The sequence below is a fragment of the Myxococcales bacterium genome, assembly GCA_016706225.1.
GTDB lineage: Bacteria > Myxococcota_A > Polyangia > Polyangiales > Polyangiaceae > JADJKB01.
In genome coordinates this window covers 142,109-163,040 of sequence record JADJKB010000005.1, presented here as the reverse complement: position 1 = coordinate 163,040, position 20,932 = coordinate 142,109, and the positions used below count along the sequence as shown (strand labels likewise).

Genomic DNA, 20,932 nt, shown 5'->3' with positions numbered 1-20,932 from the left:
CGGGAGCCGAAACCCGAGGAACAGGGAATTCTTGCAGATTTGTCGCCTGCCTGGGGGTCGTCCTGACGTAGACATCCCCATGCTCACCGGCATCGACCAACTCTTCAGTGGCCAGCTCTCGAACCTCCGGAAGCGCCTACGAGACTCCCGAGTCGGCGTGCTCACCCACGCGGCCGCCGTCGATCGGCGCGGGCGCAATCTGCTGTCAGTGCTCGAGGAGCTCGGCGCGAGTCCCTCCCTGATCTTCTCGCCGGAGCACGGGCTCGACGGTGTCGCCCAGGCCGAAGAGGCGGTTCCGAACACCGCGCCGACGGAAGGACCCGCACTCCACAGTCTGTATGGGACCACCAAGGAGTCCCTCTCTCCGACGCCGGAGCAGCTCTCGCAGATCGACGTCCTGGTCGTCGATCTCGTGGATGTTGGCAGCCGCTACTACACGTACGTGTGGACGGCGTTGCTCGCCCTCCGCGCGGCTGCGAAGGCCGGCGTGCACGTGGTGGTACTCGACCGCCCCAACCCGATCTCCGGTGATCCTTCGACGCTCGAAGGGGCGCCGCAACAGGACGGGTTCTTGTCTTTCGTCGGGCTCGAGCCCCTGCCCATTCGCCACGCGCTCACGCTGGGCGAAATCGTCGCGATGTTCGCCGAACGCGACGCGCTGCCGCTCGGCCCCGAAGGAGCGCTGTCCCTGGTGTCGAGCCTCGGGTGGGAGCGCTTCCGCACCGCCGCCGCCTGGGGGCGTCCGTTCTCGCCACCCTCGCCCAATATCCCGACGCTCGAGGCGGCGCTGGTCTATCCGGGCGGTTGTTTGCTCGAGGGCACGAACCTATCGGAGGGCCGCGGCACGACGCTGCCTTTCCAGCTGATCGGCGCGCCGTTCCTCGACGGCTCACGCCTGAGCAGCGCCCTCGACGAGCAGCGCATCCCCGGTGCCCAGGTCCGCCCCGCGCGTTTCCGACCGTCATTCGAGAAACACGCAGGAGAGGTGTGCAGCGGTGTCTTCCTGCAGGTGACGGATCCGTCGCTGTTTCGCCCAGTGGCGGCTTATCTCGCCATCATCACCCTGTGCCGCATGCAGAACCCGGAGGCGTTTGCGTTCCTCGACAGGGCCTACGAGTTCGAGGCGGAGGTCCCCGCCTTCGATCTGCTCACTGGCTCGGCCGCCGCGCGCGAGGCCATCCTCTCCGGTGCGCTTCCCAACGACATTGCCCAGCTCGTCTCGCCGGTCGACGCCAGCTGGAAACAGGTCGTGCTCGACGCCGAGGCCCGTCGCGAACGGGCCAGCTCCTAAGCGAGCGGGGAGAGCGACGGGGTCTAGAGCGCCGAACAGGTTGAACGTCGTTTGTTTTCCGGGACTTGCAAGGTGTTCGGCGCTCGCGCGCGGAGCGCGCACGGCCGAAGGCCGGGGGTTTGGGGCGCAGCCCCAACGTAAAGGTCCTAGAACACGAGCAGCGCAAGCTGATCGGTGTTCTAGGGTGCCGAGTCCGCAAATCGGGCAAGATGTGACCTCGGCACACTAGCGAATTCGCGGAGCGAATTCCGCGGGGTGAATCGCGCGAAGTGCGAGAGGGGCGCGCGGCGCCCTTTCGAGGAAGATGGTGTCCGCGCTGCGATAGCAGCGCCGCGCGGAGCGCGGTCCGCAATTCGGTTGCGAATTGCGGACTCACGACACTACCGCTCGAGCTCCCGAGCAAGCTTCGGGATGTCCGCCGTCAGGACCCGACAGCCGGTCTCCGTCACCAGCACGTCGTCCTCGATGCGGATGCCGCGCACGTCGGCGTAGCGCGCGAGCACCTCGCGATCGAGTGCACCCTCGAGCGCTCCCACCACCGCGGGGTCATCCAGGATGCCGGCGATGCGATAGTACCCGGGCTCGATCGTGACACACATGCCCGGCTCGAGATCGCGGTCGAGACGCAGGTAACGATCCCCCGGCGAGGTGGAGCGGCTGCGCCCCGGCGCGTAGCCGGCGCGATCGCCGAGGTCTTCCATGTCGTGCACGTCGAGCCCCAGCAGGTGGCCGACACCGTGCGGGAAGAACAGCGCTGCTGCCCCCCGGGCGTACAGCTCACCGGCCTCCCCGCGCAAGATGCCGAGCTCGACCAGGCCGCGAGTCAGCGCCTCCCCCGCGACGCGATGCACAGTGCGGTAACCAACGCCCGGCTTCACCGCCTCGATGGCCTCGCGCTGCGCCGTCAGCACGACCTCGTACAACTCGCGTTGTGTGGTGCTGAACCGACCCGACACCGGCCAGGTCCGAGTCACGTCCCCTGCCCAACCGTCCGGTGTCTCCGCGCCGACGTCGGCCAACAAGAGATCACCCTCCGACAAAAGGCCGTCGTGGCGTTCGTTGTGCAGCACCTCGCCGTGAACGGTCACGATCGAGCCGTAGCTCGTGCTCATGCCCTGTTCGATGATCGCCGCCTCCATCGCCGCACGCACGACACACTCGCGGATCCCCGGCCGCACGGTCGCCAGGCCTCGCTCATGGGCCAGGGCAGTGACGCGCGCGGCTTCGCAGAGACGTTCGATGGCGGCCTCGTCGTGGCGCAGTCTGAGCTCGATCATCGCGTCGGCGAGCGCCGCATCCACCCCCGAAAGCTCGGCGCCGCCCGCATCCACGGGACGGTCGAGTCGCTCCTCCAACCAGTCGGCACTCTCCCGATCTTGCGGCGCGAGCACGGCGGCGCCCGCGGGCACGGCTAGCTCGTCGAGAGGCAGCACCTCGAGCCCGAGCTCGCGTCCGAGCTCTGCGAGCGTCGGTTGCGGTCCGCTCCACAGGGCCTCCGCCGGATCCGGCGGCTCGGCAAACAGCAATTCCGAGTCCGGCGTCAGGACCAAGACCGAACCTTCGAGGGAGGCGCCAACCAGGTAGAGAAAGTGACTCTCGGCCCGGAACGGGAAGCGGTTCGCTTGGAAGTTACGCGGTCTCGCGAAACCGGCGGGGATCAGAGCTGGGAAGGCGATCCGGGCGCGCAGTCGACGGCGGCGCTCGGCGAAGACCGCAGCTGGGGTGGGGGGAGAGGGCATGCAAAAGCCTACGATCCGAGGCGACCCAGCGGTCGTACCGCTGTTTGGATGAGCCGAAAAGGGACAGGGGCGGGTCCTAAAGTATAGACTCCCGCCTCCGCACTGACTGAAACCGGAACCCCGGTCCCACCGTAGTGGAGGGACAAGTCAGGCGCGGGCGGGCGATTCGCTCGCCAACACGACCCGAATCAGCAGCAGAAAGAGGAGACAAACGGATGGCGTTCAATTTTTCTAAGACCATTGCGACGGCAGCATCGGCAGGACTCATGCTCGGAGCCGTAGCTTGCGGCGGAAACCAGCCGGACGCGAAAGCGCCGGGTGGCGCCGGAGATCCGGCAGGAGCAGCGGCAGGCGCCAAGGCTTGCTGCAAGGGCCAGCACGAGTGCAGCGGGAAGGGCGGCTGCAAGGTCGAGGGCAAGAACGAGTGCGCGGGAAAGAACGCGTGCAAGGGCCAGGGCGGCTGCAACGCGCACTGCCCGAAGTGAGCTCCCTCTTTCGCTCTTGAGTGACGACGTCGGCCCGCGCGGGGATGCTCGCGCGGGCCTCGTCATTTTTGTGTCTAAACTGGGCTCCAGCATGCGTCCTCGTCTCGGCCTTCCGGATCTGGGTGTCGGAGTGGGACTCCGTGTCCCCCACTACCGACACGTCCTCGAGCAGCGTCCGTCCGTCGACTTCTTCGAGGTCATCAGTGAAAACTTCATGGTCGATGGCGGCAAGCCGCTCTACCACTTGAAGGCCGTGCTCGAGAGTTACCCCGTCGTGCAGCACGGCGTCTCGATGAGCATCGGCGCGCCCACTCCGCCGGAGGAGCAGTACCTCACTGCGCTGAGGCAGCTCGTCCAGCAGACGAAGACGCCATGGCTCAGTGATCACTTTTGCTGGTGTGGCGTCCCCGGGGCCAACCTCCACGATCTTTTGCCGCTGCCCTACACCGAAGAGGTGATTCGACGCGTCAGCGAGCGGGCCAAGCGCATCCAAGATTTCCTTGGTGTGCGGCTGGCCTTGGAAAACACCTCCAGCTACATGGCGTTCACGGCGAGCACGATGCCGGAGTGGGAGTTCATTTCCCGGATCTGCGAGGCCGCGGACATCGGGCTCATGTTCGACGTGAACAACGTGTACGTGTCGGCCTACAACCACGGCTTCGATCCCTACGAGTTCGTGCGTAACGTGCCCCACGACCGCATCGTGCAAATCCACCTGGCGGGCCACACCAACCTCGGGAAATACATCGTCGACACCCACAGCGGTCCCGTGATCGATCCGGTCTGGGATCTGTACCGGGAGACGATCGAGCTCACCGGTTCGGTGTCGACTCTGATCGAATGGGACGACCAGATCCCGGAGTTTCCCCTGCTCGCTGCTGAAGCCGCGAAGGCCAAGGCACTGCGCACGAGCGCGGCACTCACCCGGGAGCGTCGCCTGGCGGGCGAGCACGTGCCCCGGACGCCGCACCCCGAGGGACCGCCACCCATCTCGCCCGCCGCGCTCGCGGAAGGACGCGGCTGGGCGCAGGGCGGTCCGCGCGACGGAATTGCCCTCGATGGAGACGAGGCGTGAGCGGTTTCTCCGACGTGCAAGCCGAACTGGCGAAGCTCTTGCGCCGCCGCCGTTCGATTTCCGCCGACGGCTCGCTGGCGGACGCGAGCGCGCAGATCGCAACGGGCAACGATCGCCTCTCGCCCGCGGAGCAGATCGAGATCTACCGGGAGCAGTTCTGGCTCCGGCACACCAGCTGTTTGGTGGAGGACTTCGTCGGACTCGGCGGCATCATGGGCCAGACCGACTGGGAGCGCCTGGTCGAGGAGTACCTCGAGAAGTACCCGCCACTCTCGTTCAACCTGCGCGACCTCGGACAGCTCCTGCCTCGCTTCGTCGAGGAGTCCACCTGGCTGCCGCACCACGAGCTGTGTGTCGACATGGCGCGGGTCGAGTGGGCGTACATCGAGGTGTTCGACGCCGCAGACTCGGCAGCGCTCGATCCAGCTCGACTCGCAAGCATCCCGGAGAGCGCCTGGGAGACGGCGCGGCTGACGCTCAACCCTGCCCTGCGCATGCTGCGTGTTCGGTATCCCGTCGCGGCGCTGCGGCGGGATCTGCGTTTGGGAAAGAGCGACGTCGCCATCCCCGAGCCTGAAGCGCAGAATCTCGTGGTCTACCGCGCCCAAGATCGCAACCTGCACCACGAGGCTCTGGACGACGGAGCCTTCGCCATTCTGGAGGCCCTCGGCCAAGGCACCGCGCTGGTGCCGGCTTGTCAGGCGGCGATCGAACGCCTGCCAGCGCAGGCGAGCGGGATCGAAGCCGAGCTCGCTGGGTGGTTCCAGCGCTGGGCAACCCTCTCCTTTATCGTTGGCGTCGACGCCTGAGCCGCGGCGCCGAACGCTGCGTCGAACAGCGCGTCAGCGCCCGATCGGCAACAAGCCGAGCACCCCGCCGATCAGCTGAAACGGCACCACGAGCCAGCGCTCTCGCGCTATCTTCGCGGCGGGGCTGTCGGGCTTGGTCTCAGGACGCGCCGGCCCGGGCGCCGCCTTCTTTCCAAGCTCCACCCGACCTGACGCACACAACGCCCTGCGATCACTGGCGGGCGAGACCGCGGCGTTCACGCCGAGGTTCTTGCCCTGCGTGACCAGCTGCCCCTGCGCGCGCACCTGGCTACCTGTGCCGCTCGGGGCGAAATCGAAGCTGAGCTCGTTCAGCGGCGCGCCTGGTTTGCAATCGCTCGGCGTGCGCAGGCTGACCCGCGTGGAGGGCAACGCATGCTCGACCTCGGTCCCCGCGCATTCCTTCGAGAGCCGGCGGAGCACCGTCGCCCACTCGGCCGCGGCGTCCGGCGGACTGCGGTCGAGTGCGCGCGCCAGCTCGCCGTCGGCGTCATCGATGAGCGCGTTCATGTTGTCTGACGGGTGTTGTTCGGCCGCATCACAACGGTGCTCCTCGGGCGGCGGCGCTGGGGTCGAAGCGCTCGGCTCGGCCGGTCGAGCCCCGAGCGCGCTCGGAGCCGCGGCGTTTTCGGGCGGCGGCGGAGCTGCCGCCGCACAGCCGGTCAAGAAGAGCAACAGGCACCCGACCCTGGAGATCATCGAGGGGAAAGCTAACCCAAGTCGGGCGCTCCGGGCAGCGACTCCCCGTCTTGGTTGCGCCTGCCCGCGGTCGGTTGCAAAGAACGGCGGAATCTAGGATGTTCGGGCCCATGCGTACGACCTTTGGCATCCTCGTGCTCGGCTCGGCCCTGCTCGCGTGCAAGTTGATGAACAAGGACGAAGACGTCCAGAAGGGCGTGATTGCCTTCGGCAACAACGGGAGTGCCCAGCTGCGCTGCCGCCCGAGCACGCTCACACCGAGCATCGATTCGTGCTCGATCGGCGAGGGGTTCATCTCGGGCAGCCACCAGCTCGTGCCGAGCAAACCCGAAACGCTCACCGGCGTGAGCCTGTGCCGCGTGCGCACCGCTCCCGCGGCCTGGGTCCTGACCTTCGAGGCGGCTGGCAGCCTGACCCTGGACAAACTCGCGCCAGAGAAGTGGCGCGACGTCACGTTCGAGACCAGCCGACCGAGCCCGGTCACGGCGCATCCCTCGGGCACGATGGCCTACGCCTACGTTTATCGAGTGAAGGACGGACCGCTCAAGGACTACTGGATCGCCCACACACCGTACAAGCTCAGCACCGGCACGTTCATGCCGAGCGAAAAGTTCTCGGTCATCAGCCCCCCGGGCAAACGTTCCGAGCTGAGAAACTGTGTGATGACCATCGTTGCGGACGCGATCTTCGGCCCCGCATGACCCCAGAGGCGCTCGGATAGCTTTCCCTCCGCGCCCGACCACGGCACCATCCGCGCCAGGGATGGAGGCCAGAGACCAGCGCTCGGACAGCCGTGAACGCGTCGTGGGCTCCTACGCGCTCAAACGACGCCTGGGCAGCGGCGCGATGGGTGAAGTGTGGCTCGGTTGGCATCAAAACACCGAGAGTCTCGCGGCGATCAAGTTGCTCCGCCAGGACCCCGCACTTCGGGGACGCGCACGCCGTTTTTTCGACCGCGAGCGCAGGATCATCGGTCGGCTCTCTCACCCAAACATAGTGGGACTGTACGAGGTTGGACCGACGCACATCGCCATGGCCTACGTCGACGGCCCGAATCTGGCCCAACGCGTGATGAACGGCATCGAACCTCGGCAGGCACTGTCTTATGCGCTGCAAATCGCCTCGGCCCTGTCGCATGCCCACGACGTCGGGGTGGTCCACCGTGACGTGAAACCGGGCAACATTCTGCTCGACTCGCGAGGCAACGCGTTCCTGGCCGACTTCGGCCTCGCGACCCTCGTCGAAGAAGACAACGAGGCCCGCTCGATGCGCGCTGGCACCCCCGGCTACATGCCGCCCGAGCAGCACCGAGGCGCTGGGGTGGGACCCGCGGCGGACCAGTTTGCCCTCGGGCGCACGCTGCTCGAGATGCTCGCTGGCGGTCCAGTCTCGCCACACATCGACCAGGCCGTGCTCCAGCTACCCGCGGGCACCCCCGCCGAGCTGGTCACCATTCTGAAGCGCGCCTGCGCACCCGAGGCCATCGATCGCTTTCGCAGCATGGACGACTTCTCCCACGCGCTCGGCAGTGTCTCTCCCGAGGGCAACGCGCCTCCGCTGCGTCTGGCTGCGGAGCTGCGCGTTCGTGCGCCCTTCGCCTGGTGCAGTGCCGCCACGCGCACGCTGCAGGTCTCTCACGACGTCGCGCGCGCCGACTACACGCTCGGCGCCATCGAACAGGCTGGCGTGCTGCCGGCGGGGGCTGCAGCCGGGCTGCTGGCCGACGCAGGCCTGTCCGAGCTGGGTTTTTCGCTCTACGCCCACGAGAGCCGGCTCGGCAGCGTCGCCGACTCGGCCATGCTAGCCCGCGCGAGTGACGTCGTGGTCTTGGTGCACGGCAGCTTGTGCACGCGCAGCGTTTGGAGCGCCGTGGCCGCCAACATTTGCCGCAACAACCCGCTGGCAGTGGTGCTCGTGCCCGATGTGCTCGGCTCCGGGGAGTCGAAGTGGAGCCCCACGGCACCGCCCGGGAGCGCGTCGACCCAGAGGCTCGTGCGTACGCTGGTCGCCTGGCTCGAGCTCTTGGGGGTGCGCGAGCTGCCGACGGTGCTGCTCGCGCACTCGGCTGCGGCCACCGCGCTGCTCGGCGTCACGGACGACGATCTCGGGGAGCGCACCACCCGCGTCGCGGTGACCCCCATATTCCCGTCGACCCTCGCGCCGCTGCGCGTTGCGCTGCACGTCACCGCGCTCCTGCTCGAGACCTTCGGACGCTTCTCGCTCATCAAGCGCTGGCTCGGCTGGGCCTCGTTCATGTTCGGGCCGGCGACCCGCGGCTACACGGTGGTGGAACGCGAGCGCATGCTGCACCAGTTTCTCGCGCTCCCCGCGCCGGCGTTGGCCGAGCTCTGTCGCTCGCTCGCCAGGGCCAAGCCCGAACCGTCGGATCGCCTGGACCGTTGCGCCATCGTCGTGTCCACTGACGACCCGGTCGCTCCCGAAGCCCACGTGAGAAAGACCCTGGACGCGCTGGGTTTCCCCCCGAGGAGCATCCATACCATCACCGGCGCCGGCCACATGCCGCAGTTCCAGAGCGAAGAGCACCCGGAGTGGACCTTGCGCAACGTCGATGATCTGGTCCGCATCGCCGAGTCGATGCTGGTGTCGGCGCGGGAAGGAGATCCGTCGAGCACCGTGGTGGCGAGCACCGTGCTCGAGTCGACAGGCGATGCGTCCGCACCGAGCGGGCCACCCCAAAAACCAGCCGAGGCCGGCGTTCAGGCCTCGGCTGGACAGTGAGTATTTCCTTCGGCTGCTCGTCCGCGGTAACCGTGCCCTCATGCGCAATGCAGCGATCCTGTTGTGCCTCGCGATGCTTCTGGCCACGGGCTGTCAGTCGCGGGGCAGCGCCGCGGCCAACGGTTTTCCCGGACCGGAGCAGGCCACGCTCGAGGCACCCGCAGAGTTCAAGGCACGCTTCACGACCGGCCGCGGAGACTTCGTGGTGCGCGTCGTACGTGACTGGTCCCCGAACGGAGCCGCGCGCTTCTACAACCTGGTGAAGCTCGGCTTCTACGACGGGGCGCGCTTCTTCCGGGTGGTCCCCGGCTTCGTCGCCCAATGGGGGATCCACGCAGACGGCGAGCCCGTGATGGGTCGTTGGCGCAGCGCGAGCTTCAGGGACGATCCCGTCAAAGAATCCAACACCCGCGGGCGGCTCTCGTTCGCCATGTCGGGCCCGAACAGTCGCACCACACAGGTGTTCGTCAACCTGGGCGAGAACGAGCGCCTCGACGGCATGGGATTCGCTCCGTTCGGCGAGGTCGTCTCGGGCATGGAGGTCGTGCTCGCGCTCAGCTCCATCCACGGGCAGAAGCCCGACCAAGCGCGGATTCAACGCGAAGGGAACGCTTTCCTCGATCGCGAATTCCCAGGCCTCGACGCGATAAAACACGCCGAGATCGTGCCCTGACGGCCTTCACTCCCGCGGCTCGAGTCGCGCGTAGGTCATGGTCGCGCTGAGCTTCGACGTCAGTCTTTCGTCTGCACCCTGGCACGCGTACACCCATGCCTCGGTCGCCACGATCACACGACCGGGCTTCAGCACTTCAGCGCGACAGCGAAGTCTTTGACCCCGCGCCGGCCGGAGCAGCTGAAGCTTCAGCTCGACGCTCAGGGTCGCGTGCCCCGGCGGCGCCAGGGTGCCGGCCGCTGCGCCCGCGCTGTGATCCGCCAGGGTGGCTTGCACGCCGGCGTGAACCACGCCGTCCTGCTGCATGTGGCGCTCTTCGATGACCAGCTCCGTCTCGACCCAGCCCGGCCCGAGGTCGACGAGCTGAATGCCGAGCTCGCGCACGAAGTTGGCGCGAGAAAAGATCGCGCGCGCCTGGCTCATCCAGTCCGGATCCTGAGGGTTGACCATCAAAAGACAGCCTAGAGGCCGCGGCCACAGCTGCCAAGTCTCGGGGCTGACGCTCCTGGGCGATCGCCGCTCAGATCACGTCGAACGGGTAACCGCCGTCGGTATACGTTCGCGCTGCGATCAACTTGCGGAGCGCGTCGTCGGCGTGTTCGAGCCGACCGAGGTTCGCCTGCATGCGGCCCCGCGCCGCGGCGGCAAACATCGCCGTGAGATCGAGCTCGCGGCGCGCCCCGCTCTCGCCATGCAGCTCGATGGCCGTCGTCGTTCGCGCCAGACATGCACCCAGGGCGTACAGGTCCATCAACACGTTGGCGATGCGGATTTGCTCCTGCTGCATCTCGGCGATCTCGCGACCATGCTCGCGCAGCGCCCGCTCGGAGACCCTGTGCAGCGCGTCCGTGATCTCCTCGAACAGCACCGCCTCCCGCGCCAGGAGCGGATGCGGGCGCGCCATGCGTTCGCTGCGCATCGCTTCACGCACCTTGCGCACGGCGAAGTCGCGCAACAGGCCAAAACCCTTCAGCGGCTCGTAGATCGCGCGGTCGAGCCCGCCCATGCGTTCCCCCGGACCCCGCAGGCCAGACAGCGCGATGAAACACCGCAGCGTCTCGTTCGTCCCGTCCACCACCAACCCACCCCGAGCGTCCCTCAGGCGTCGTTCGAGGGGCAAGCTGCCGGTGTACCCACTGCCTCCGGCGATCTGCATCGCGTCGTTGGCGGTGCGCCACAGCGACTCCGAAGCGGCGACCCGCGCCAGCGCGCTCTCGAGCGTCGTGTCGTCGACCCCGCGGTCTACGAGTCCCGCGGTCAGGAAGGTCATCGACTCGACGGCGAACGCCTCCGCCAGCATCTTCGCGACCTTGTTCTTGAGGATCGGAAACTCCCCGATCGAACGCCCGAAGCTGCGGCGTGACTGCACTCGAGCGACGGTGAAGTTCACCAGCGCCTTCAGCTGGCCGAACAGCCATGCGGAGACGGATATGCGCGCGTCAGCCATGACCTCCATCGCGACCCGGAACCCCTTGCCGACCTCACCCAGGACGGCCTCGGGTTGCAAGCGCACATCCCGAAACGCCACCTCGGACACACCCGCTCCGCGCAGCCCGAGCAGATCTCTCCGCGGGTTCACCGTGACGCCCGGACCCCGCTCGACGATGAAGGGCGTGAGGCGAGGTTTCTCCCCCTGGTCGAGGACGCTCGTCCGGGCAAAGACCACGAACAGATCCGCGCGCGCGCCGTTGGTGACCCAAGCTTTGTCGCCATTCAGCACGTAGCCGCCGTCCAGCCGCTGCGCCGCGGTCCGCGTCGTACTGGCGTCGGTACCTGAGGCCTCTTCCGTGAGCGCAAACGCGAGCAGGCGCTCACCCGTTGCCAGTCGCGGCAAGAGCCGCCGCTGCTGCTCAGCGCTGCCGAACGACAGGAGCGCCCGCATGCCAATGGCGCCGTGCGCCACGCTCATCAATCCGAGTGAGGCATCCGCCGCGGACAGCTCGCTGATCACTCGGCAGGCGGCCAGGCGACTCGAGCCGCGGCCACCGTACTCGGGGGGCACTGCGAGCCCAAACAGCCCGAGCTCCCGCATCCGAGTGAGTGTCTGCTCGTCGACTCGAGCCTCTCTGTCAATGCACGCTGGGTCGACCTCTTGATCGCCGAAGCGCCGAACCTTCGCGACCAGGTCGTGGGTCTTCTGGAATTCGTCGGCACTCAGCTGCGGGAACGGGAAGATCAGGTCCTCCGCCACCACTCCGAAAAAGAGCGCCTTGCAGAAGCTCGCCTCTCCCACACTCACGAGGCGCTGCCCGTCTTCTTTCCACCGAGCCGGAGCGCCGGGTGAGCCCCGCTCGCGCCGCGGGCCGCCGGGCTCTCCTCGCCTGCCGTTGGTGCCGGTTCGGCCTCGGGCGCCGTCAGCTCGGTCTCCGAACGGGTAGTCGCGGGCGGGGGCAGGACCGACGCCTCTGCGCTCGCGGGCAACACCGAGGCGAGCGCGACCTCGATGGCAGGCGCCGACGCGCGGCGCGGTGCATGCGCCGACTCCGCCGCAGGCTCGGAGGCCACCGCGTCGGGCGGTGCTGCTTCGACGACGCTCGGCCCGATTGCGCCGGGGACCGCCGTCGACGGCACGCCGAACTCCTGAGCACGCTTGGCCTGCCACTGATACTTGATGCGGTGGTGGTGCATGTTCACCAGCGTGTCCGCCATCCGGTTCACGATCACGTTGAGCTCATCCATGGCGAGACCACAGTCGTCGAGCTGCCCGTCCTTGAGCTTCGTGAAGACGATGCGTTGAATCATCGTCTCGAACGCCTCGCGGGCCGGCGGGTCGACCGTGCGCGAGGCCGCCTCGATCGAGTCCACCAGCATGACGATGGCGGTCTCCCGAGTCTGGGGGCGCATGCCCGGGTAACGGAACGCACCCTGATCGAGACCCTTGGGATTGTCTTGCTGCAGGCATTTGGTCCAAAAATACTCCACCAGCTGCGTGCCATGATGAGTGTACGCAAACTCGGTCACGGGCTCCGGTACCGCTCCCTCGCGGAGGATCTTCGTGCCCAGCACGACGTGCGCCATGATTGCGTCGGCGCTCACGTCCGGGTCCAGCTCGTCGTGCGGCGACCGCTCGTCGGGGCTCAGGTTCTCCACGAAGTACTTCGGCTGCGTCGACTTGCCGATGTCGTGATAGTAGGCGCCCACTCGCGTGAGCAAGGCATCGGCGCCAATCGCGCTGGCGGCTTGCTCCGCCAGGTTCGCCATCGTCCGGGAGTGCTCGAACGTGCCCGGCGCTTCCCGCGCGAGCTGCATGAGGAGCGGCTGCTCCAGATCCGAGAGATCGAGCAGGCGTTCGCGAGGGACGTGACCGAGCATGCGCGACGCCGGACCTCGCAGCGCCGCCGCGAGGACGCCGGACGTCAGTCCACCGCCGAAACAGGCGATCAACTGCGAGCTGGCGAGCACGGCCAGGTCCGAGCGCCAGGCGAATGCGCCCTCGAAGGTGACCATGATGGCGACGTAGAGCCCCACCGCGCTGAGCCCAGCCAGCGCTCCCGCCAGGATCATCTGGCGCGCGCGCTTGCGATCCAGGTAGAGCAACGTTGCCGCCATGCCGCGGGCCAGGAGCACGGACAAGAAGATCAGGTCGAAGTCCAAGAAGGACGCCACGATGAAGGCGAGCACGACCGTGACCACGAACGCGGTCCGGCGGTCGAAGCTGGTGGCAATCCAGAGGGGTACCGCCGCCACCGGCAGCCAGAACTCCGAGAGCCCGGTGAAAAGGAGCACCAGCTTCGAGAGCACGGCCAGCGCTCCAACCGCCGCCAGGAGTCCGGCCTGGACTCGAAGCAGGCGCAAGCGCTGGTGACCGAAGCGGCGCAGATACGCCGTGAGCCCCATCGTCAGGGTGAAGAAGATGGCGAATATCGCCACCAGGCGCGGGGGCTCCGGGGGGCGATGCCGAAGGTCGTAGCTGAACGCGGTCCAATCCGCGTCGTTGTTCTTGCGCAGCACCGCCCCGCGCGGCACGACAATCCGCTGGTGTTCGTAGTGGAGGTCGGAGCGTCCGGTTGCCCGGTCGCGCACGACCCTGGGCCCATAGGGAACGCGCAGAGAAACCGCCGTGTTGGTTCCCATTTTGGGCGCCCAGGCCGCCACGTAGTGATCGCCAACCTGAACGGCGGCCAAGACGAGCGCGAAAAGGACGCTCATCACGAGGCCCGCAAGCGGACCGGCTCTGATGCGCGTGCGGAGCATCGTAAATTGGGGCACTTTCGCGCCCAGCCCCAAAGCTAGTTCAAACGGGAACGAATCGCGAAGTCCGGTCGCTTACCGACGCCGTGTGCGTCGAGGTAGGCGAACTGGCAGAGGCTCGACATCCCCGCCCGGGCTTCCGGATATTTCCAACCAAAACCCGTACCTTGCGCGTCGGCCTGGCTCTTGCTACCCGGTATCTGTGGGGCATTCGGAGGACCTCGTCGACGGAGCAGCTGAAAAGCGCGGAGTGCGCTTGATGGGCGTGCTCAACACAACTCCGGATTCGTTCTACGATGGTGGGCGCTACGCGGATGCACTGACCAGCGTCACGCAGGTCGACCGGTTGCTCGCCGACGGCGCCGACGTCATCGACATTGGCGGCGAGTCGACGCGGCCGGGGTCGACGCCCGTGTCGGCGGACGACCAACTCTCTCGCATCGAACCTGCGCTCGTGCACGCGGTGGCGCGCGGCGCCCTGGTGTCCATCGACACGACTCTGCCGGCGGTCGCCGAACGGGCGCTCGCTCTTGGAGCGCGCTGGGTGAACGACGTCTCGTGCCTGGCCGATGTTCGACTGGCGGAGGTCGTCGCGGACGCCGGTGCGATCCTGGTGCTCATGCACAGCCGCGAACCCATGAGCACGCTCCGCGGCTTCTCCGAGTATCCAGACTCGGCGTATGGCGACGTGGTCGCCGACGTGCTCACCGAGTGGCGAGCCGCCCGCGATCGCGCGGTCGCGGCCGGCGTGAGCAAGGCTCGCGTGTGGATGGATCCGGGCCTCGGCTTCGCGAAGAACGCCCGACAGTCGTTCGAGTTGCTCCGCCGCCTGCACGAGCTCACACACGAGGGTGTGCCGGTGGTGGTTGGCCCCAGTCGCAAGTCGTTCATCGCGGCCGCCGACGGCTCTGAGGCATCGGAGCGTTTGGGAGGCACGATTGCCGCATGCCTTCACGCCGTCGACCAGGGCGCCCGTGTGCTGCGCGTTCACGACGTGCAAGCGGTCCGCCAGGCGCTGTACGTGGCAAAAACCAGTCGAGCCACCGGGAGCAGCGCGCATGTTGGATAGCCTGTTCCGCTATTTCGCCGAGAGGTCCGGCGCACAGCTTGCCCGCGACGTGCTCGACGTCGTGATCGTCTACTACGTGTTTTATCGCGCGCTGCTGGTGCTCCGGGGCACACGCGCGATGCAGGTCGGTGTGGGCCTGGGCATGGTCTTTTTGCTGTACATCGGCGCCAAGGTCCTGCAGCTGGTAACCGTCGTCTCGGTCCTCGGCGCGCTCATCTCGAGCATCATCTTGGTGATTGTGGTGGTGTTCCAGAACGACATCCGCCGCGGTCTGCAACGCGTGGGCAGTCGGGCGTTGTTCGGCGGCATCGGACGCGCCCAGGAGACCAAGCTGATCGACGAGGTCGTCGAGGCCGCAACGGAGCTCGCACGTCATCGCATCGGCGCCATCATCACGCTCGAGCAGGACGCGAACCTCGACGAGTTCGTGGGTGTGCACAAGGGCCACATCCTGGACGCCGCCGTGTCCCGCGAGCTCTTGGTCTCACTCTTCATCCCGGAGGGGGTCAACAAGCTGCACGACGGCTCGGTCGTGATCCGGAACTATCGCATCGCGAAGGCAGGGGTGTTCTTCCCGATGCCCGAAGGGCGAGTGCTGGACGATAGTTTCGGCTCACGTCACCGCGCAGCGCTCGGCATCACCGAGGAGACCGACGCGGTCGTGATCGTGGTGAGCGAAGAGCGCGGCACCATCAGCTTCTGCTTCAACGGCAACATTGCCTCCAACCTCGACGGGCCGAAGCTGCGAACCATGCTCGAGGCCATTTTCAGTCCGAAGGCGCGCGGCAAGAAGCGCAAGACGCGACGCGCCGACGCCGAGGCCGCCGCGAGTGTCGCCCCGAGCGTGGGTGACCGCACGCGGCCGCCGCCGAGCGTGCGAATCGCAGAGGTCGATGCCCCTGCCGACGTCGATCGGCCGTCGGGTTCCATTCGAGGCGAGCAGCCCGCGAAGGACCGGGACAGCGAGCCGCCGACCCCGCTCCGGGCGCGAGCCGTGCCGACGGAAGAAGGAGCCGCTCGCACATCCCTGATCACGAGCTCCCCGACCGGCCGCACCCCGGTGCCGCGGGCCGGCATGCCACGCGCCGCCGAGAAACCCCTGAGAGCCACCCACAGCGACGACGACGAGCCGGACTCCGGGGAAGACGACGGCGCGGAACCCAGCGGAGGTCGCTCGTGACCCCCGACATCATCGGGGCAATCAGCACCTGGCTGCGCGCGGCGCTGACACAGAACCTTGGCTTGAAGGGCCTGTCGTTCGCCTTTGCACTCGGATTGTTCGTCTACCAAAAAGGGCAGCAAGACCAGCAACAGCGGACCGTGCCGGTCGGCGTCGTCATGCGGCTGCCGCCGGAGACGGCCAAGCGCGAGCTGATGACCCCGATCCCCGCCAGCATCCACGTCACGTTGAAGGGCTCCACGCGCGCCATCGATCAGCTGCTGCAGGCGGGGGTCGCCCCGGTCGAGATCGACCTGCGCGACGGCCAGCGCGAGAGTGTCGCGTTCGAGGCGCGCATGTTCACCCTGCCGCCAGAGGTCGAGATCATCATCATCGATCCACCCAACATCGACCTCGAGTGGCAGGACGTGGTTACGCGCCAGGTGCCGTTGCAAGCATCCATCACGGGCAAGGCGGCAGACGGTTTCATCTTGAAGGGTGAGCCCGAGGTCGATCCCCACGAGATGACGGTTCGCGGCCCCGTGGGTCTGGTCGAGGTGATCCAGTACGTGCGTTTGGCCGCCTTCGACGTGTCGGGCCTGACCGAGGGTGCCTACCGGCGCCCCATCGCCATCGATGCGCCGCCAAATCGCGTCAGCTACATCGGCCCCCGCAGCGCGACCGTGACCGCGACGATTGCACGGCGGCTGTCCGAGGCGCGCTTCCCCAAGCGCACCATCGAGGTGATCGGCGTGCCGAACGCGGTCGTGACCCCACGACAGGTCGACGTGACGGTGATCGGACCTCCGGAAATCGTGCGGGCGCTGCGCGGAGAACAGGTCATTCCTCGCATAGATTTGACGAAAATCGAGGAGCTCGACCTGAAGGGCCACGGCTCTGCCACCGTGAAGGTGACGGTCGACGTCGCGGACGCAGACTCGGAAGTGCAGCCGCCGAGCGTGACGGTCAAGTGGTGAGCTGAGCCTCGGGCCCGAGCGCGCGCGCCAACTCCGCCACGCTGCCTTCGATGCCCAGGATCTGCGTGTCGACCACGTGATCGGCCTGCGCGTAGAGCGACGTACGGCTTCGGAGCAGGCTGCGAAGCTCCGACATCGCGTCGCTGCGGTTCTTCATCGGGCGCTCGTCACCTTGGGCGATGACACGCGCCATGTGTGCCTCCGGGCGGGCTTTGAGCCAGACGGTGACCGCACTCCGTTGCAAGAGCTCGAACGACTCACTGTCGGTCACGATGCTTCCACCGGTGGCGATCACGGCGCGGACCTCGCCGGCGGCCAGCCTGCGGAGCACCTCGCGCTCCAGCTTTCGATAGAAGGCGTCACCGTGCAGCTCGAACACCTCGGCCAGCGACATGCCGGCTTCTTTCTCGACCAGCTCGTCGACCTCGACGAACGGTGTGCCGAGGCGCTCTGCCAGCTTCGGACCAATCGTGCTCTTGCCAGCGCCGCGGAGACCGAGCAGCGCAACGAGTCCTCCGCGGCCGTCCGCCGCGTCGACTCCGACCAGAAGCTCGGCTGCCGTGACGCCGAGCGCGTGGGCGACGTCGCACAGGCGCGCGACCGAGATGTTGCCGTCGCCGAGCTCCAGGGCGGCCAAGAACCGCGGACTGACCCCGGCGGCCTCCCCCAGCCCAGCCAGCGTCAGGCGCCGTTCGTGACGGCGCGCTCGGACGGCTTGGCCGAGGGCATGGAGCACCTCTTTTCTGGAGTTGGACATTGGCGCAGCGCAGTAAACTGCATATCAGCAACCAGGATATATGCAAGATACTGCTTGATTGACGGGCGTCATTTCGCTACATCCATTCGACCCGCCATGGACCCCATCCGCTTCGAGACCCACCCGGACGCGTACCGCCGTTACAAGCTCGGGTTCGACGGCCCGGTCGCCACCTTGGCCATGGATGTGCCCGAGGATGCCGGCGTCCAGGGCGACTACGTGCTGAAGCTCAACAGCTACGATCTAGGCGTCGACATCGAGCTGGCCGACGCGATCCAGCGCATCCGATTCGAGCACCCGGAGGTGAAGACTTTGGTGGTGACCAGCGCGAAGGATCGCATCTTCTGCTCCGGCGCGAACATCTACATGCTGGGCAGCTCGACCCATGCCTTCAAGGTCAACTTCTGCAAGTTCACCAACGAGACCCGACTCTACCTCGAGGACATGGCGGCCGAGAGCGGGATCCCGACCATCGCGGCCCTGAACGGCACCGCCAGTGGCGGCGGCTACGAGCTGGCCATGGCCTGTGAGCACATCATCTTGACCGAGGACGGCAACAGCGCGGTCAGCCTGCCGGAGGTCCCGCTGCTCGGAGTACTACCGGGGACGGGCGGGCTCACGCGTTTGGTCGACAAACGCAAGGTGCGCAGGGACCTCGCGGACGCCTTCAGCACGGTGGCCGAGGGTGTGCGCGGCAAGCGCGCCGTCGAGTGGCGCTTGGTCGACCAGAGTGTACCGAAGAGCAAGTTCGACGCTTCGGTAAAGGCGACAGCGGAGCGCTTCGCGGCGGAGGCCAAGGAGCGGAAAGGACCAGGCGTCGCGCTGCCGCCGCTCGACCCTGAGCGCTCCGACGCTGGGATCAAGTATCGACACGTGACGGTGACCATCGAGGCGGACAAACGCGTCGCTACCCTGACGGTGAGTGCCCCGGCGAGCTCGCAGCCGAAGACGGCGGACGAGCTCAGAAAGGCCGGCGCCGACGCCTGGGCGCTCCGGGCCTTCCGAGAGCTCGACGACGCGCTGCTCGACCTGCGCTTCAACCACCTGGAAATCGGCCTGATCGTCCTCGAGACCACGGGGGATCCGGCCCGGGTGCTCGAGAGCGACCAGAACCTCGCAGAGCTCGCCAAGAGCGACTGGTTCGCCAAGGAAGTCTTGTTGCACCAGAAGCGCGTGCTGAAACGCCTCGACCTCTCCGCGCGCAGCACGTTTGCCATCATTCGACCGGGCTCGGCGTTCGCCGGCTCCCTGTTCGAGCTGGCCTTGTCCGCCGATCGCTCGTTCATGCTGGACGCCGACAACGGACCGTCAGTTCAACTCTCACCGCTCAACTTCCGCGGCCTCCCGATGTCGAACGGCCTCACTCGACTGGAGACGCGATTCCTTGCCACACCCGAACGGGTCACCGAGCTCAAAGCCAAGGATGGCGCGATCGGGACCGCCGCCGCGCTCGAGCTCGGGCTGGTGACGTTCGCGCCCGACGACATCGACTGGGACGACGAGGTTCGGATCGCCATCGAGGAGCGAGCCGCGTTCTCTCCCGACGCCCTGACCGGAATGGAAGCCAGCCTGCGGTTTGCCGGCCCGGAGACCATGGAGACCAAGATCTTCGGCCGCTTGAGCGCCTGGCAGAACTGGATTTTCCAGCGCCCCAACGCCGTTGGCCCGAAGGGTGCGCTCACGGTCTACGGCTCTCCGGAGCGCCCGGTGTTCGACTACCGGAGAACCTGAGCCGCCCCCAACTTTCTTTCCCGACCTCGACCCCGAGAGAAGAGACGAGCATGAGCACCATCGCAACCAACGAAAAGATCCCGAACAACGTCAGCCTCACGTCGGATCGCGCCTGCAGCGCGCGCTCGAGGAGTGGCAGCCCAAGTTCGTCAAGTGGTGGGTCGAGATGGGGCCCGCGGGCTTTCAGCAGCACGAAGTCTGGCTGCGCACAGCCATCAGCGCCGACAGCGACGGCTGGGCGCACTTCGACTACGTGAAGATGCCGGACTACCGCTGGGGGATCTTCCTGGCCGATCCGGTCAAGGATCGCACCATCGGCTTCGGCGACGAGATGGGCAAGCCGGTGTGGCAGGAGATCCCCGGCGAACATCGCAACGCGCTGCGCCGGCTGATCGTGACGCAGGGCGACACCGAGCCCGCGAGCGTCGAACAACAGCGCCACCTCGGCGAGACCTGCCCCAGCCTGTACGACTTGCGGAATCTGTTCCAGGTGAACGTCGAAGAGGGCCGGCACTTGTGGGCAATGGTCTACCTGCTGCAGTCGTACTTCGGACGCGACGGGCGCGAGGAAGCCGAGGCGTTGCTCGAGCGCCGCAGCGGCAACCCGGACAACCCCCGCATCTTGGGCGCGTTCAACGCCCCGATGCTCGACTGGCTGTCCTTCTTCATGTTCACGTACTTCACGGATCGAGACGGAAAATATCAGCTCCTGGCCCTGGCCGAGAGCTCCTTCGACCCGCTGTCGCGCACGACACGCTTCATGCTCACCGAAGAGGCGCATCACATGTTCGTCGGCGAGACGGGCGTGCAGCGCATCGTCGAGCGCACCGCAGAGTTCATGCGCGACAACAAGGACGCCGACGCGCGCGCTCAGGGCTTGATCGATCTCGAGATGGTGCAGCGCTACGTCAACTACTGGTTCTCGATTTCCCTCGACCTGTTCGGCGGTGAGATCTCCAGCAACGCAGCCCAGTATTTCGCCTCGGGTCTCAAAGGGCGCGCCCACGAGGATCGTTACGAGGACCACGTCGCGCTCTCCGGCGGCATCGAGATGGACGTGCCGAAGGACGGGAAGCTGGTCAAGGAGACCGTGCCGATGCGCACGGCGATGAACGAGGTGCTGCGCGCGTCGTACATGGAGGACTGCCAGCGCGGCGTCGACAAATGGAACAAGACGATCGCGGAGTTCGGCGTCCCGTTCGAGCTGAAGCTGCCGAGCTCGCGCTTCAACCGTCAGGTCGGCATCTACGCCGGGCTGCACTTCGCCCCGGACGGCACGCCGTTGTCGGCTGCCGAGTGGGAGCAAAAACAAGCGGGCTGGCTGCCGAGCGAGGCCGACCGCGCATTCTTGGCAAGCATCATGACCCGGCCCGTGTTCGAACCCGGCAAGATGGCCCACTGGATCGCCGCGCCCCGGAAGGGCATCAAGGGCAAGCCCATCGAGTTCGAGTACGTCCGCCACGACTGACACCCTCTCTCTCCATTCTCCTCCGTGCCCGTGCCCGTGCCCGTGCCCGCTC

17 protein-coding genes and 1 pseudogene are annotated in these 20,932 nt (G+C 67.1%); 12 read left to right on the top strand and 6 right to left on the bottom strand.

What is annotated here, in order from left to right; all coding sequences use genetic code 11:
- Window positions 1-79 precede the first annotated feature (79 nt).
- Window positions 80-1,291: a DUF1343 domain-containing protein gene (locus IPI67_08545; protein MBK7580236.1), complete on the top strand. Its 1,212-nt coding sequence runs from the start codon at window positions 80-82 to the stop codon at window positions 1,289-1,291.
- A gap of 380 nt (window positions 1,292-1,671) precedes the next feature.
- On the opposite strand, the gene IPI67_08540 is transcribed toward IPI67_08545, so the two are convergent.
- Window positions 1,672-3,030 carry an aminopeptidase P family protein gene (locus IPI67_08540; GenBank protein MBK7580235.1) on the bottom strand — a complete coding sequence of 453 codons (1,359 nt, stop codon included), beginning with the start codon at window positions 3,028-3,030 and terminating at the stop codon, window positions 1,672-1,674.
- Between the two features lie 266 nt (window positions 3,031-3,296).
- On the opposite strand from IPI67_08540, the gene IPI67_08535 reads away from it, so the two are divergent.
- The 3 genes from IPI67_08535 to IPI67_08525 all read left to right on the top strand — a co-directional run bounded on the left by IPI67_08535 (window position 3,297) and on the right by IPI67_08525 (window position 5,399).
- A complete protein-coding gene (locus IPI67_08535; protein ID MBK7580234.1) occupies window positions 3,297-3,515 on the top strand; it encodes a hypothetical protein in 219 nt (72 codons plus the stop codon).
- Between the two features lie 91 nt (window positions 3,516-3,606).
- A complete protein-coding gene (locus IPI67_08530) occupies window positions 3,607-4,590 on the top strand; it encodes a DUF692 domain-containing protein (GenBank protein ID MBK7580233.1) in 984 nt (327 codons plus the stop codon).
- Window positions 4,587-5,399 (top strand): putative DNA-binding domain-containing protein, encoded by an 813-nt coding sequence (locus IPI67_08525; protein ID MBK7580232.1) that lies wholly within the window; start codon window positions 4,587-4,589, stop codon window positions 5,397-5,399. The genes IPI67_08530 and IPI67_08525 overlap by 4 nt, the downstream gene beginning before the upstream one ends.
- A 33-nt stretch (window positions 5,400-5,432) precedes the next feature.
- On the opposite strand, the gene IPI67_08520 is transcribed toward IPI67_08525, so the two are convergent.
- Window positions 5,433-6,116, bottom strand: coding sequence for a hypothetical protein (locus IPI67_08520; protein MBK7580231.1), 684 nt, complete (start codon window positions 6,114-6,116; stop codon window positions 5,433-5,435).
- Window positions 6,117-6,226: 110 nt separating this feature from the next.
- On the opposite strand from IPI67_08520, the gene IPI67_08515 reads away from it, so the two are divergent.
- From IPI67_08515 to IPI67_08505, 3 genes are all read left to right on the top strand, one after another.
- Complete coding sequence (locus IPI67_08515; protein ID MBK7580230.1) at window positions 6,227-6,817, top strand: hypothetical protein; 591 nt, start codon at window positions 6,227-6,229, stop codon at window positions 6,815-6,817.
- 61 nt (window positions 6,818-6,878) lie between these two features.
- The gene (locus IPI67_08510) at window positions 6,879-8,855 is read left to right on the top strand and encodes a protein kinase (protein MBK7580229.1); all 1,977 of its coding nucleotides are present in this window, start codon (window positions 6,879-6,881) and stop codon (window positions 8,853-8,855) included.
- 73 nt (window positions 8,856-8,928) lie between these two features.
- Entirely contained in the window at window positions 8,929-9,528 is a 600-nt protein-coding gene (locus tag IPI67_08505; protein MBK7580228.1) for a peptidylprolyl isomerase, read from the top strand.
- Between the two features lie 6 nt (window positions 9,529-9,534).
- Here IPI67_08505 and IPI67_08500 read toward each other — a convergent pair whose 3' ends face one another.
- The 3 genes from IPI67_08500 to IPI67_08490 all read right to left on the bottom strand — a co-directional run bounded on the left by IPI67_08500 (window position 9,535) and on the right by IPI67_08490 (window position 13,722).
- Window positions 9,535-9,951 carry a PaaI family thioesterase gene (locus IPI67_08500; protein MBK7580227.1) on the bottom strand — a complete coding sequence of 139 codons (417 nt, stop codon included), beginning with the start codon at window positions 9,949-9,951 and terminating at the stop codon, window positions 9,535-9,537.
- Between the two features lie 97 nt (window positions 9,952-10,048).
- Complete coding sequence (locus tag IPI67_08495) at window positions 10,049-11,767, bottom strand: acyl-CoA dehydrogenase family protein (GenBank protein ID MBK7580226.1); 1,719 nt, start codon at window positions 11,765-11,767, stop codon at window positions 10,049-10,051.
- Window positions 11,764-13,722 (bottom strand): HDIG domain-containing protein, encoded by a 1,959-nt coding sequence (locus IPI67_08490; protein MBK7580225.1) that lies wholly within the window; start codon window positions 13,720-13,722, stop codon window positions 11,764-11,766. The genes IPI67_08495 and IPI67_08490 overlap by 4 nt, the downstream gene beginning before the upstream one ends.
- A gap of 256 nt (window positions 13,723-13,978) precedes the next feature.
- Here IPI67_08490 and folP point away from each other — a divergent pair, with 256 nt between their 5' ends.
- From folP to IPI67_08475, 3 genes are read left to right on the top strand one after another with little or no spacing between them, the layout of a single operon-like run.
- Window positions 13,979-14,788, top strand: coding sequence for a dihydropteroate synthase (folP, locus tag IPI67_08485; GenBank protein ID MBK7580224.1), 810 nt, complete (start codon window positions 13,979-13,981; stop codon window positions 14,786-14,788).
- Complete coding sequence (locus IPI67_08480) at window positions 14,778-15,968, top strand: TIGR00159 family protein (protein MBK7580223.1); 1,191 nt, start codon at window positions 14,778-14,780, stop codon at window positions 15,966-15,968. Before folP ends, IPI67_08480 begins: the two co-directional genes overlap by 11 nt.
- Window positions 15,965-16,924 carry a YbbR-like domain-containing protein gene (locus IPI67_08475; protein MBK7580222.1) on the top strand — a complete coding sequence of 320 codons (960 nt, stop codon included), beginning with the start codon at window positions 15,965-15,967 and terminating at the stop codon, window positions 16,922-16,924. The genes IPI67_08480 and IPI67_08475 overlap by 4 nt, the downstream gene beginning before the upstream one ends.
- Here IPI67_08475 and IPI67_08470 read toward each other — a convergent pair.
- Window positions 16,914-17,681 carry a helix-turn-helix domain-containing protein gene (locus tag IPI67_08470; GenBank protein MBK7580221.1) on the bottom strand — a complete coding sequence of 256 codons (768 nt, stop codon included), beginning with the start codon at window positions 17,679-17,681 and terminating at the stop codon, window positions 16,914-16,916. The genes IPI67_08475 and IPI67_08470 overlap by 11 nt on opposite strands.
- 96 nt (window positions 17,682-17,777) lie before the next feature.
- Here IPI67_08470 and IPI67_08465 point away from each other — a divergent pair, with 96 nt between their 5' ends.
- Window positions 17,778-19,412 (top strand): benzoyl-CoA-dihydrodiol lyase, encoded by a 1,635-nt coding sequence (locus tag IPI67_08465; protein ID MBK7580220.1) that lies wholly within the window; start codon window positions 17,778-17,780, stop codon window positions 19,410-19,412.
- Between the two features lie 50 nt (window positions 19,413-19,462).
- A pseudogene (boxB, locus tag IPI67_08460) lies at window positions 19,463-20,880 on the top strand (benzoyl-CoA 2,3-epoxidase subunit BoxB).
- Window positions 20,881-20,932 lie beyond the last annotated feature (52 nt).

Bases quoted from the DNA above. Each gene is read 5' to 3' on its own strand.
- IPI67_08520 (MBK7580231.1), bottom strand. From the start codon at position 6,116: ATGATCTCCAGGGTCGGGTGCCTGTTGCTCTTCTTGACCGGCTGTGCG.
- IPI67_08490 (MBK7580225.1), bottom strand. From the start codon at position 13,722: ATGCTCCGCACGCGCATCAGAGCCGGTCCGCTTGCGGGCCTCGTGATG.
- folP (MBK7580224.1), top strand. From the start codon at position 13,979: ATGGGCGTGCTCAACACAACTCCGGATTCGTTCTACGATGGTGGGCGC.
- IPI67_08510 (MBK7580229.1), top strand. From the start codon at position 6,879: ATGGAGGCCAGAGACCAGCGCTCGGACAGCCGTGAACGCGTCGTGGGC.
- IPI67_08470 (MBK7580221.1), bottom strand. From the start codon at position 17,681: ATGTCCAACTCCAGAAAAGAGGTGCTCCATGCCCTCGGCCAAGCCGTC.
- IPI67_08530 (MBK7580233.1), top strand. From the start codon at position 3,607: ATGCGTCCTCGTCTCGGCCTTCCGGATCTGGGTGTCGGAGTGGGACTC.
- IPI67_08465 (MBK7580220.1), top strand. From the start codon at position 17,778: ATGGACCCCATCCGCTTCGAGACCCACCCGGACGCGTACCGCCGTTAC.
- IPI67_08540 (MBK7580235.1), bottom strand. From the start codon at position 3,030: ATGCCCTCTCCCCCCACCCCAGCTGCGGTCTTCGCCGAGCGCCGCCGT.
- IPI67_08500 (MBK7580227.1), bottom strand. From the start codon at position 9,951: ATGAGCCAGGCGCGCGCGATCTTTTCTCGCGCCAACTTCGTGCGCGAG.
- IPI67_08545 (MBK7580236.1), top strand. From the start codon at position 80: ATGCTCACCGGCATCGACCAACTCTTCAGTGGCCAGCTCTCGAACCTC.
- IPI67_08515 (MBK7580230.1), top strand. From the start codon at position 6,227: ATGCGTACGACCTTTGGCATCCTCGTGCTCGGCTCGGCCCTGCTCGCG.
- IPI67_08505 (MBK7580228.1), top strand. From the start codon at position 8,929: ATGCTTCTGGCCACGGGCTGTCAGTCGCGGGGCAGCGCCGCGGCCAAC.
- IPI67_08535 (MBK7580234.1), top strand. From the start codon at position 3,297: ATGCTCGGAGCCGTAGCTTGCGGCGGAAACCAGCCGGACGCGAAAGCG.
- IPI67_08480 (MBK7580223.1), top strand. From the start codon at position 14,778: ATGTTGGATAGCCTGTTCCGCTATTTCGCCGAGAGGTCCGGCGCACAG.